Source organism: Nocardiopsis sp. NPDC055824 (genome assembly GCF_053616335.1).
In genome coordinates this window covers 16278-28806 of sequence record NZ_JBSHDN010000082.1, presented here as the reverse complement: position 1 = coordinate 28806, position 12529 = coordinate 16278, and the positions used below count along the sequence as shown (strand labels likewise).

Sequence of the window (12529 nt, the reverse complement as noted above, 5' to 3'; positions counted from 1 at the left end):
GGCCCGTGTCCGCGGACACGGGCCCGCCGCCGGCTCCGGTGCGGGGCGGCGGCGCCGGGCCCCGCCTTCCGTGGGACGGCCGGGGTCAGGCCCCGGGCGCGTCCGTGCCGTCCCGGGCGGGGGCGGTCGGCGCGGCGTCGGCGAGGTGTGCCCGCCTGCGGCTGGTGTCGGCCTCGGCCCGGGCCACGTTGCCGCGCACCAGGACCACCACGACCAGGGTCAGCGCGAAGCCGCCGATCCGCAGCGCCAGCATGAGCGGGTCGTCGGGCAGCCGCTCCCCGAACAGGATCGTGCCCATCACGACCATGAACACGTTGCCCGCCACGTTGGACACCGGTGCGGTGATCGACGCCCGGGAGCGCTGGAGCGAGGTCTGGAAGAGGACGATGCCCACCGCCCACCCGACCGCGTACAGGTAGGGGTAGGGGGACAGGAGCGCGGGGGCCACTGCCGCCCACAGGCCGTGGTCGGCCAGCAGTCCGCCCAGGCCCTTGCCCTGGAGTCCGGCGCTCCCCTGGGCGAAGCCGGCCGCGGCGCCCAGGGCCGCCGCCGACATGGACCGTCCGCCGCCGCCGGTGAGGGCGACCACGGCCAGGCACGCCGCCACGGTGGCCAGGCTGACGGTGACGAGCAGCCCTGTGTCGGCGGTGGTCCCGGTCTCCGCGCCGTCGGCGGTGGACAGGGTGAGCAGGCCCAGGGCGACCGGCATGAGGGCCAGGGCCACGTATTCGCCGCGGGTGATCCGCTCGCCCACGACGAGGGTGACGACGAGGATGCCGCACGCCACCCCGGCGGCGAACGCGGGCTGGGCCACGGACACCGGGGCCAGGCCGAGGGAGACGATGAGCCCCACGCTGCCGAGCGCGGTGAAGAGGCAGCCGAACACCCAGCGGGGGTTGCCGAGCAGTACGCGGGCCAGGTGGAGGGGGCGGTTGACCGAGATCGACTCCGACCCGTGCAGAGCACGCTGCTGCACGCTCAGGCCGACGGTGTAGACCACGGCGGACAGGAGCGCGACCAGGAGTCCGATCACGGGAGGGGCCTTTCGGCTCGGAGGCGGCGGCGTCGGGAGGGCCCGTGCGTCGGCGCCCGGTGCGGCAGCGCCGGGGCGGGGGTCTCGGCGGACACGGGTGGCGCTAACGTCGGGATGCGCGGTCCCACATCGGCCGCCGGAGGACTTTGGACGGTTGACGACCTCCATATAACCAGTTCTAGTCTGGTCTGACGAGCCCCATGTCCTCGTCTGAACAGCCAGGGACGGTGTGGCTCCGGGAGTGGGCATAGAACCTGTTCCGGGGCTGCCGAAGGGCGTGACGGCGAGGGATGGGGCATGGTGCAGGACCCAGGCGAGCCCGGTGAGGACACCTCCGAGCCCCGCGGCGGGGCGGTCGGCCCCCCGCGCGCGGAGGCGGGGGACGGCGCGAACGGCGTCCCGGAACCGGAGGCGGAGGAGCGCTCCTCCGCGGCCGGCGGGGCGGGCCCCTCGCCGTGGTCGCGGGCGGCGGGGCTGCTCCCGCACTCCTGGCGCGGGTACGCGCGGAACTTCTCGTGGCGTGACCTGCCCTGGCCGCGCCCGGCCCCCTGGCGGTACCGCTCCTCGCGCTTCGAGCCCGGTCCGCTCGGGCTCCTGGGGGTCATGCTCGCGGCGATGGCCGTCACCCTCCTGCTCATCCAGACCGGTTCGGGCGGGGCGCGGGGCGAGGGGGACGAGCTCGCGGAGGAGCCCGTCACGGTTCCGGGGCCGCCCGCGGGCGAGCTGCGCCTCATGCTGGTCGGCGACTCCCTGACCCAGGGGAGCAGCGGCGACTACACCTGGCGCTTCCACCTGTGGTCCCACCTGCGGGAGGCCGACGTCGAGATCGACTTCGTCGGACCCCGCGACGACCTGTACGGGCTCGACGACGGGGAGCCCGGGAACCGTGACTACGCGGACCCCGGATTCGACACCGACCACGCGGCGCGCTGGGGCACGTCCACGAGGGAACTCGCCACCGGTGTGGCGGAGGTGGCGGCCGAGCACGCCCCCCAGTACCTGCTGCTCCTCGCCGGGACCGAGGACATCCTCGCCGGGCACGGGGCGGACCACGCGTTGGAGGGCATCGGCGAGACGGTGTCCACGGTCCGTGTCGTGCAGGGCGAGACCCGCTTCGTCATCGGGGAGCTGCCCGCGGTGGAGGGCACCGGCGACGACGGCCGGTTCAACGAGGAGATCGCCCGGTTCAACATGGGGCTGGTCGACCTGGCCCGGCAGCTCACCTCCGGCGACTCGCCCGTGGTCGTCGCGCGGGTCGCCGACGGGTACGCGCCGGCGCGCGACAACTGGGACGAGGCGCACCCGAACGCGCGCGGCGAGCTGAGGATCGCCGCGGCGTTCGCCGACGCGCTCGCCGATCCGCTGGGGGTCGGCCGGGCGTTCGAGCGCCCGCTCCCGCGCCTGCCGGTCGGTCCGCCGACCGCTCCCGAGCCCGTCGCGGAGGAGACCGGGGACGGGCTCGTGCTGAGCTGGGAGGCCGTGCCCGGGGCGACCGGCTACCGGGTGGTGCAGCGCCGGGTGGAGCCCGACCCCGACGAGGCGTCGGTGCTGCCGGTCGAGGTGGAGGACGACGGCGGCGAGAGGTCCGTGCTGGTGGAGTCGCTGTTCAGCGGTGCGCGGTACGAGTTCGTCGTGCGACCGTTCAAGGGCAGGGACGAGGGCGCGGAGTCCGAGCCCCTGCAGCTGGTGTGGGACGACGACCCGCCCCCCGGCCCCGACGGGATCGGGGTCCGGGACGGCGGCGCGACGGTGGTGTGGGACGCGGTGGAGGAGGCCTCCCACTACGAGGTGTGGGTGCGGCCGCTGGACTGCGTGTCCGCCGACGAGCGGCGGTCCCCGGGGGTCCCCGCGGACGTGGACGGGATGCCGGGCAGCCCGGACGGCGGGGGCGCGGCCCCGCCGGACGGGGGCGCGGACCCGTCCCCGCCGGCGCCGGACCCGGTTCCCACCGACCCGCCCCTGCCGGACCCCGGCCCGACCCCGGCGCCCGAGGCGCCGCTGCCCGCCCCCTCGGAGCCGGACGGCGGCTGTGAACGGCGCGACGGCCGCGGCCCCGAGGACGGGGAGGGCTGGCGCACGCTCGGCTCGGCGGGGGAGGAGCCGCGCTGGACGGCGACGGTGTCGGGCGCCTACGAGGTCGTGGTCCGCTCCTACCGGGACTACGTGGAGGGCGGTTTCTCCGACAGCGCCCTCCTGGGGGGCGGCTGATGGCCGTGCGGAGCGGTGCCGCGGGCGGCGCCCGGAGGCTCCGGTGGGCGGCACGCCTGCTGCCGTGGGCGGTGGGCCTGCTCGCCGGTGTCCTGGCGCTCGGGCCGGCGCTCGGCCCCGGGTACGTGCTCCGCTACGACATGGTGTTCGTGCCGGACCTGTCCTCGGGCACGGTGCTGGAGGGGGCGGACGGCTTCCCCCGGGCCGTGCCCAGCGACGTGGTGGTGGCCGCGCTGTCGGGCGTGCTGCCGGGCGACGCGGTGCAGGCGCTGGCGCTGCTGGCGGTGTTCGCCGTGGGAGGGGCGGGGGCGTCCGTCCTGTTCGCCCGCGCGTGGGCGGGAGGCGGGCCGGTGCGGGCCGGGACGCTCGCGGCCTCGGCCGCCGCGGGCCTGGCGTACGTGTGGAACCCGTTCGTCGCCGAACGCCTGCTGTTGGGCCAGTGGGCCGTGCTCCTGGGCTACGCGGGGCTGCCGTGGGTGGTGGGGGCCGTCGTCCGGTCGGCGGAGCTCCGGCCGGGGGCGGGGTTCGCCGGAGTCGTGCGCGCGCTCGTCCCGGCGGCCGTGGGCGGGTTCTCGTCCGTGGTGCTGACCGGGCTCACGGCGGGCCCGGTGGCTCTGCTGGGGGCCCGTCGGGCGCCCGGCGGCGCCCCGCCCGGAGCGGGCGGTCCCGGCGGTCGCCGGTGGGCGCGGACCGGGCTCTTCCTCGCGGCGCTGGTGACGGTCGCGCTGCCGTGGCTGCTGCCGTCGCTGACGAGCGGCGCGGGGACCGACCCGGCAGGGGTGGAGACGTTCGCGGCCAGGTCCGACACCCCGTTCGGCACGGCGGTGTCCCTGCTGCTCCTGGGCGGGGTGTGGAACTCGGGGGCCGTCCCGGCGGGTTACGGCGAGCCGGTGACGGCCGCCGTGCGGCTGCTCCTGTGCCTGGCGGCGCTCGCGGGCTGGGCGTGGCTGCTGCGGAGGGGGCGGCCGCCCTTCGGGGCGGGGCTCTCCGCGGCCGCCGCCGCGGGCCTGGCGATAGCCCTGCTGGGCGCCACCGCTCCCGGGCGGGAGCTCCTGGGCTGGCTGGTCGGGCTGTGGCCGGGGTTCGGGGTGCTGCGGGACGGCCAGCTCTACGTCGCCCCCCTGGCGCTGGTGCAGGCGCTCGGGCTGGGCGCGGCGGTGCTGTGGCTGTCGGGCTCCTCCGTGGCGGGGGAGGGGGGCGCCCCGCCGCGGGGCCTCCCCGTGGCGGGCGCCGTCCGTTCCCCGGGGGGAGACGGCCCCCCGCCTGCGGGCGGCTCCCGACCGGAGCCCGCCGGGCTGTGGCGGATGGTGCTGGCGGTGTTCGCGGGGCTCCTTCCCGTGGTGACCCTCCCCGGTCTCCTGTGGGGCGCGGGCGGCGCGCTCGCTCCCGCCGACTACCCCGCCTCCTGGCTGGAGGCCCAGCGGGCGGTGGCCGGGGACGGGCGCCCCGGGGCGGTGCTGGTGCTCCCGTGGAGCGCCTACCGGGGGATCGACTGGTCCGGCCGGCCGACCGTCGTGCTCGACCCGGCCACCCGGCTCTTCGACCGGCGGACGGTGTGGAACGACGACCTGGTGGTCGGCACTCCGGACGGCGGCGCGGTGGTGGTGACCGGCGAGGACGCCCGGGCCCGGGAGGTCGCCGGGCTGCTGCGGCCGGACCCGGGGACCGGGCTGCCCGAGCGGCTGGACCCCGGGGTCCTGGCCGGGGCCGGGGTGCGGTACGTGGCGGTGTCGGCACCGGTCGATAACCAGTTCTGGTCCGGGGTGGACGGACTGTCCGTGGTGGTGGAAGGGGTCGACATGGTGCTTCTGGAGGTTCAGGATCAGCACATCAAGGCAGACAAAGCCACCATTTCGGGGTTGGAAGTTACCGGTGGGTTAGTTACAGTTGGGGCAATCATCTGGTCTATGGCTAGATCAGGTTCTAGTCTCGTTTTCCAGTGCCTCGGTCCCAGTTCGGGGTCGGGCGCGCGGAAGGAGATCCCCAAGTGATCAAGGTAATCGCCGCCTGCGTCATCGGCGCGGCCCTGGCGGGGGGTGGCACTGTTCTGGCCACCAGCCTCGCCACGGACTCGACCGCGACCGCGGAGCCGGTGAACGAAACCCTCTACAACTACGGCGACCGCTAGGAAGCCCGAGTTCGACGGAGGACAGCGGGCGCCCCGTCCCCAGCGGGGCGCCCCACCCCCGAAACCCCGCGGCCCCCGTCCCAGGCCGCCCCCCACAGACGTCCGGTCGACGGGTCTGTTCGGCATGCGTTCCACCCTTCCCCCGCGTGATCGCCGTACGTGTCCAGGCGTACGCGGAGGGTGCTCGCGGTCGATCCTCCCGGACTCCGCGCGGAAGGAGAGCGTGTGGTCTTCCAGAAGGTCCGCCACGGGGCGGAACCCGCCCTGTCCCGGGTCGCCGCGTCCCCGGCCGCCACCGCCGCACCCGCCCCGGCGGAAGCCGGCACGGAGGCGCCCCCCGACCCCGGACCGCGCCTCGACGGCGTCCGCCTGGTCATGATCAACTGGCGCGACCCCTGGCAGGCCGCCGCCGGGGGAGCCGAGGAGTACGCCTGGCGGATCAGCCGCCACCTGGCCGAACGCGGCGCCATCGTCACCTTCCTCACCAGCCGCGAACCCGAACAGGCCCGCGTCGAGACCCGGGACGGCATCGTCATCAGGCGCATGGGCGGCAAGTTCACCGTCTACCCGCGCGTCATGGCGTGGCTCGCCCTGTGGCGGCGCGAGTACATGCTCGCCTTCGACTGCATGAACGGCATCCCCTTCCTGTCCCGGCTCGTCCTGCGCCGCGGCACCAGGGTGGTCAGCGTCGTCCACCACGTGCACGACCTCCAGTTCAACGCCTACTTCGCGGCCCCGCTCGCCCGGGTGGGCCGCTTCATCGAGTCGGCCGTCGCCTCCCGCGTGTACCGCGACTGCACGACCGTCACCGTGTCGGAGTCCTCCCGCCGGGCCATGCGCGAGAAGCTCGGCTGGAGGGCGCCCATCGAGATCGTCCACAACGGGGGCACACCCCCGGCGCGTCCCCTCCGGCCCGCCGCCCTCCACCACCCCCGGACCGCGCCCTCCGGCCGGCTCCTCCCCGGGCCCCCCGCGGCCCCCGCCACCGGCCTCGGGAGCCCCGCCGTCGTCAGCCTCGGCCGCCTCGTCGTCCAGAAGCGCGTCTCGCAGGTGGTCGACCTGGCGCGCAGCCTGCGCGGAGCGCACCCCGGCCTGAAGGTGCACATCATCGGGCGCGGCCCCGAGGGCGACCACCTGGCCGAACAGGTCGTGCGCGACGGCACCGGCGACCGGGTCCGCCTGCACGGCTTCCTCTCCGAGGAGGACAAGAACGGCGTCCTGGCGGCGTGCGACCTCCACGTGACCGCCTCCGAGTTCGAGGGCTGGGGCCTGACCGTCATCGAGGCCGCACGCCTCGGCGTGCCCACCGTGGCCTACGATGTGGACGGACTTCGCGATTCGGTGCGTGACGGTGAGACCGGGTGGCTGGTCCGCGAGGGCGAGGACCTCGCCGGCGCGGTCGCCAGGGCCCTGGAGGAGCTGTCCGACCCCCGACGGGCCGAGGCCGTGCGCCGCGCCTGCCTCGCGTGGGCCGCCCGGTTCACCTGGGAGGCCAGCGGCGCGCGGATGGCCCGGCTGGTCGCCGCCGAACTCGGCCTCCCCGGCGGAACCCCCGACCACCCCGGCGCCGGAGAGGCCCCGGCCACCACGACCACCCCGGGCGCCCCGGCCGGGGCAGCAGGCAGGAAAGAGCGAATGTGACTTCGGCGGAATCCACCGCCAGGCGCGAACCGGAGGATTCCAGCACACCGACCGCCCCCCGCGGAGAACTGGACCAGAGGCTGCTCACACGGCTCAAGGTCCTCACGGTGTGTCTGCTACTGGGCGCTCTGGCAGCGAGCATCGACCCCGGCAGGATCGTCAGCGACACCAAGATCGACCTGACGGCCGACCCCCTGGGGTTCATGGAGCGGGCCCTGCACCTGTGGGACGCCTCCTACTTCGGGCAGATCCAGAACCAGGCCTACGGGTACTTCTTCCCCAACGGCCCCTTCCACCTGCTGTTCGACTCGCTGGGCATGCCCGACTGGCTCATCCAGAGGCTGTGGATGGCGGTCCTGCTCGTCGCGGCCTTCACCGGCGTGTACAAGGTCGCCGAGGCCCTGGGCATCGGCACCGCCAACACGCGCATCCTGGCCGGGGTCGCCTACGCCCTGGCCCCCCGCGTGCTGACGCTGCTGTCGTACAACTCGGCCGAGCTCCAGCCCATGCTGCTGATGCCGTGGATCCTGCTGCCCCTGGTCCTGGGGGCCCGGCACGGGTACTCCCCGGCCCGCGCCGCACTGCTGTCCGGCCTGGCCTTCCTCCTGTGCGGCGGCACCAACGCCGCCTCCGAGCTGGCCGTCCTGGTCGTCCCCGGCCTCTACCTGCTGACCCGTGCCAACGGCCCCCGCAAGCGGCGGCTCATGGCGTGGTGGACCGCGGCCCTGGTCCTGGCCTCCTCCTGGTACGTCGCGCCGCTGCTCATCATGTCGCGGTACGTGTACTCGTTCATGCCCTACACCGAGGACGCCGCCGTCACCACCGGTGTCACGTCCCTGGTCAACGCGCTGCGCGGCACCTCCAACTGGATGGGGTTCCTCCCGGACCAGGGCAACACGGCCCTGCCCTCGGGCGCGGAGCTGTCCACCACCCCCTGGCTGATCGCGGCCACCGCGGTGGTCGCCGGGCTCGGCCTGGCCGGGCTGGTCAACCGGCGCACCCCCGAGCGCCTGTTCCTCATCACGAGCCTGCTGACCGGCACCGCGATCATCGTCGCGGGCTTCACCGGCGACCTCACCGGGCCCTTCGCGGAGACGGTGCGCACCCTCCTCGACGGGGCCCTCTCCCCGTTCCGGAACGTGCACAAGTTCGACGCGCTGATCCGCCTGCCGCTGGTCCTGGGGCTGGCCCACCTGCCGGTCGTGGTGGCGCGCGACCGGGCGGACCGCAGCGGGGGCCCCGTCCCCGGGCGCGTCCGCCGGGCGGTCGCGGGCGGCGCCTCCTCCGTCTTCCTCGTCACCCTCGTGCCCATCGGCGCCGTCGGCATCGCTCCCGCCGGGGGCTACGAGCGGATCCCCGAGTACTGGTACGAGGCGGCCGACTGGCTGGAGGAGCGCTCCGACGAGCGCGGCATGACCATGGCCCTGCCGGGCTCCGCGCGCGGCGAGTACGAGTGGGGACGCCCCCTCGACGAACCCCTGCAACCCCTCCTGGACGGTGCCTGGACCAACCACCAGATCATCCCGTGGGGGTCGGCGGGCGTCTCCCGCATCACCCACGAGATCGACCAGAGGGTCTCCTCGGGCCGCGGCTCCGCCGGGCTCTCCGCCACCCTCGCCCGCATGGGAGTCACCCACCTCCTGGTCCGCAACGACCTCCAGCGCACCGCCAACAACGGCGGCTGGCCCGCACGCGTCCACCAGGCGCTCCGGAACTCGCCCGGCATCACCGAGGCCGCCGAGTTCGGCCCGGTGATCGGCTCCCTCGACCACCAGTCCGCCTCGCAGTGGTTCGACCAGCCGTACCCGGCCCTGACCGTCTACGAGGTCGGGGAGGCGGCCCCGACCGTGGGCACCGTCCCCTCCGACGGGACGCTGAGGGTCACCGGCGGGCCCGAGTCCGTGCTCCACCTGGCCGAGCAGGGCCTGCTCACCGACGACCGCCCCGTCCTTCTGGGCGACGACCCCGGCGCCGCCGGGATCGCCGCGGAGGACACGATCGTCACCGACACCGCCCGCCGCCGCGAGGTCGTCTACCCCGACGTGCGCCGCAACGTGTCCGCGACCCTGACCGAGGACGAGGAACTCGAACGCGACGTCCCCGCGCCCGACGTCCTCGACCCGGCCTGGGAGGACCACGTCGCCCACGCCGAGGACATCGGGATCGAGTCGGTGAGGGCCTCCTCGTCCGAGAGCGGCGCGGGAGCACGCGCCGGCGACCGCGACCCCGGGCACGCCCCGCACGCCGCGCTCGACGACGACCTCACCACCTCGTGGCGGTCCAGCGCCTTCACCGGGGCCCTGGGCCAGTGGATCGAGGTCGAGTTCTCCGAGCCCCAGGACCTCACGGGGCTGAGCATCGCCTTCGAGCAGCTCGCCGGCGAGCCGCCGCCCTCCCGCGTCACGCTGGTCACCGACAACGGCGAGGCGGAGGTCCCCGTCGCCGAGACGGCGGAGCCGCAGGAGCTCATGGCCCCGCCGGGGCCCACCGGTACGCTGCGCGTGCGCGTGGACGAGCTCGCCTGGGAGCCCGAGTACCGGTTCGGCACCCGTGTGGGCATCTCCTCCGTCTCGGTCCCCGGCCTCGAACCGGACCGCACCCTGCGCGTGCCCGGCCCCGCGGACACCGGGACGCTGCTGTTCACCGGTTCCACCGGGACCGTGCCCGGCTGCATGGAGGGCTCCCACGTGTGGGTCTGCAACCCGCGCCTCCAGGTGCAGGGGGAGGACGCGCGCGGGCTGGACCGCACCTTCGACCTGTCGGCGGACGCGGCCTCCACGCCGCACTCCGTGACCGGCGAGGTCGTGCTCACCGATCCCAGGGAGGCGGAGAACGCCGCGAACCGGGCCGGCCCCCATCCGCACGTGACCGCCTCCTCCACCGCGGTGGAGCACCCGGCGGCCATGGGCCGGGGCGTCCTGGACGGTGACGAGAGCACCGTCTGGTACCCGGACCCGGAGGAGAAGAACCCCTGGCTCGACATCGACCTGGGGACTCCCGCCGAGATCGGGTACCTGGCCGTCGAGTTCCCGCGCGCCGACAGCGTGATGCGGCCGATCCGCGTGACCGTGGAGGGCGGCGGCACCGTCCGCGAGGGCTGGCTCGACGGCAGCGGCCGGGTGGACTTCGCCGAGTTCACCGCGTCCTCGCTGCGGGTGACGTTCGAGCGGCCCGAGGGGCAGTCGCTGGAGATCGGCTCCGTCGAGCTCCCCGGCGTCGAACCGGTCGACCCGCTGCCCGAGGGCGACGCGTCCACCGCCTGCGGCCTGGGCCCCACGCTGCGGGTCAACGGACAGCGCGTGGAGACCCGGATCAGCGGGGGAGCCCTCGCCGACCAGCTCACCGGTCGGCCGGTGCCCTACGAGAGCTGCACGGACCTGGACCTGGTCGAGGGCGAGAACCGGGTCGTGGTCGACCCGGGCAACCGCTACGAGGTGCGCTCGGCGCTCATCGGCTCCGCGGGGCCGGCCGCGGACCGGGCCGAGGTCACCACGGCCGAGGTGGAGGCGCTGCACGAGTGGGGGCCGGGCGAGCGCCGGTTCGACGTGGACGTCGACGAGGACAGCTTCCTGGTCGTCAACGAGAACTTCAACGAGGGCTGGCGGGCGGTCCTGGAGGGCGGGGACGCGCCGCTGGAGCCGATCCGCCTGGAGGGGTGGAAGCAGGCCTGGGTGCTCCCGGAGGGCAGCGCGGGCACGGTCACCCTGACGTACACGCCCGACACCGCCTACCACCGCGCCCTCGCCGTCGGCGCCGCCCTGGCCGCGGTGCTGGTGGCGGCGGCACTGTGGCCCCGCCGGCTCCTGCCGGGCGGGCGCGCCCTCCGGGCCTCGCCCCCGCGCGGCTCCCGGGCCCTGCCCGCGGCCGGCTCCGGGTGGCCGGGCCGCTGGGCGGTCCTGCCGCTCGGCCTGGCCTACGGGGTCTGGGTCGCGGGCTGGGTCGGCGCGGCCCTGGTCGGCCTGATCCTGCTGTGCATGTGGTGGCTGGGCCGCCGCGCGCCCCGGCGGCTCAGGCACGCCAGGCCCGGGCGGCCGTCGATGGGCGGGCGCCTGCTGCCCCACCTGGCCGGGCCGTGGCCCCCGGTGGTGTCGCTGGGCCTGGCCGGGCTGTCCGTGGCCCTGGGCACCCACCTGGCCCTGTACATGCCCTTCCACGACGTCACGGAGGCGTTCGGGGGAGCGCTGCGCGGCTGGGCGGCCCAGCTGCTGTGCCTGCCCGCGCTCGCCAGGCTCGTCCTGGCCCTGGGCCGGCGCGGCGACGGCGACCCGGCCGACGCCGACCCGCCGGCGGTCCGCGCGGCCGCCGGGGCGGACCCGGAGGCCGCCCGCGGACCGGACCCGGGCGGGGCGGACGGGAGCGCCCCGGCGGCGGAGCCCCGTGACGGCGACCTGAGGGAGCCCGACTCCGAGGAGGCCCGCGCATGAGCGCGACCGGGACGCGGACCGACAGCCAGGTCGGCCCGCCCGGGACCCCCGGACGCCCCCTGCCGCGGGGCGCCGTCATGGTGGCGCTGGGGGCGTTCCTGCTGACACTGGCCGCCCTGCTGCCGCTGTACGTGCACGACAGGATCGCCCTGCTGCCGGCGCAGACCCGGTTCGACGTCAGGATGGTCGACGAGGACGCCGGCTACCTCGACACCTCCACCTGGCGGTGGGTGGAGGCCGCGGAGCTCACCCGGGTGACCCGCGTGGACGGCTCGGCCCACGGCGGGGACTGGTCGGCGTGGGAGGTGTCCGTGGACACCTCGGTGCCCGACCGGATGATCGACCACTGGAGCCGGCGGGTGATCGTGGACCGCGAGACCGGCAGGGCGGTGAACTGCTGCGGCGAGCACGTCGACGGCGACCGCGCGGTCCGCCAGGCGGGGCTCGTGTACTCGTGGCCGCCCGGGGCCGAGGAGGGCGACCACCCGTTCTACGACGCCGAGGTGCGCTCGGCGCCGATGCTGGAGTTCCAGGAGTGGGACGAGGTCGCCGGGGTCCCCGTGCGCCGGTACAGCCAGTGGGTCGAGGCCTCCCAGGTGCCGGAGTCGGCGCGCCCGGTGCCCGCCGGGCTGTTCCGGTCCGGCGCCCGGGGGACGGTCACCGCCACGCGCTGGCTGGAGGTGAGCCGCACGTTCTGGGTGGAGCCGGTCAGCGGGATCGTGGTCGACGCCCACGAGACGCGCTCGGAGACCCTGCGCCCGCAGGACGGCGGGGGCGAGGTCCCGCTCCTGTACGCGGAACTGGTCATGGCGGACAACCAGGTCTCGGCCTACGCCGAGCAGGCCCGCGTCCGGTCGGTGCTGCTGCGCGCCCTGGACTCCTGGGCGCCCTGGGCGCTGGGACCGCTCGGCGGGCTGGCGGTCCTCGTCGGCCTGGTGGGGGCATGGCGGGGCCACCGTGCGGACGGCGCCCCCGCCGATCGGGAGGCCCCCGCCCGGAGGCGCGGGCGCCGGCGGGCCCGGGAGCCCCTCGACCCGCAGTGGTGACCGGGCCCCGGCGGACGGGGCCGCGTCCGCCGGCGCACGCCTGTGTTCC

7 protein-coding genes are annotated in these 12529 nt (G+C 75.7%); 6 read left to right on the top strand and 1 reads right to left on the bottom strand.

Going from position 1 to position 12529, the window contains the following annotated elements:
- Positions 1-85: 85 nt before the first annotated feature.
- Positions 86-1033 carry a hypothetical protein gene (locus ACWGL3_RS17730; protein ID WP_452461564.1) on the bottom strand — a complete coding sequence of 316 codons (948 nt, stop codon included), beginning with the start codon at positions 1031-1033 and terminating at the stop codon, positions 86-88.
- Positions 1034-1330: 297 nt separating this feature from the next.
- Between ACWGL3_RS17730 and ACWGL3_RS17725 the strand changes: the two genes are divergently transcribed.
- The 6 genes from ACWGL3_RS17725 (at position 1331) to ACWGL3_RS17700 (ending at position 12480) form a co-directional block, all read left to right on the top strand.
- Positions 1331-3241, top strand: coding sequence for a GDSL-type esterase/lipase family protein (locus tag ACWGL3_RS17725; protein ID WP_452461563.1), 1911 nt, complete (start codon positions 1331-1333; stop codon positions 3239-3241).
- Positions 3241-5232 (top strand): hypothetical protein, encoded by a 1992-nt coding sequence (locus ACWGL3_RS17720; RefSeq protein ID WP_452461562.1) that lies wholly within the window; start codon positions 3241-3243, stop codon positions 5230-5232. The genes ACWGL3_RS17725 and ACWGL3_RS17720 overlap by 1 nt, the downstream gene beginning before the upstream one ends.
- Entirely contained in the window at positions 5229-5369 is a 141-nt protein-coding gene (locus ACWGL3_RS17715; RefSeq protein ID WP_267948341.1) for a hypothetical protein, read from the top strand. The genes ACWGL3_RS17720 and ACWGL3_RS17715 overlap by 4 nt, the downstream gene beginning before the upstream one ends.
- A 225-nt stretch (positions 5370-5594) precedes the next feature.
- On the top strand, positions 5595-7010 hold the full coding sequence (locus tag ACWGL3_RS17710) for a glycosyltransferase family 4 protein (RefSeq protein ID WP_267948342.1): 1416 nt from the start codon (positions 5595-5597) through the stop codon (positions 7008-7010).
- Entirely contained in the window at positions 7007-11434 is a 4428-nt protein-coding gene (locus tag ACWGL3_RS17705) for an alpha-(1->3)-arabinofuranosyltransferase (protein WP_267948343.1), read from the top strand. Before ACWGL3_RS17710 ends, ACWGL3_RS17705 begins: the two co-directional genes overlap by 4 nt.
- On the top strand, positions 11431-12480 hold the full coding sequence (locus tag ACWGL3_RS17700; RefSeq protein ID WP_267948344.1) for a DUF3068 domain-containing protein: 1050 nt from the start codon (positions 11431-11433) through the stop codon (positions 12478-12480). Before ACWGL3_RS17705 ends, ACWGL3_RS17700 begins: the two co-directional genes overlap by 4 nt.
- Positions 12481-12529: the final 49 nt, after the last annotated feature.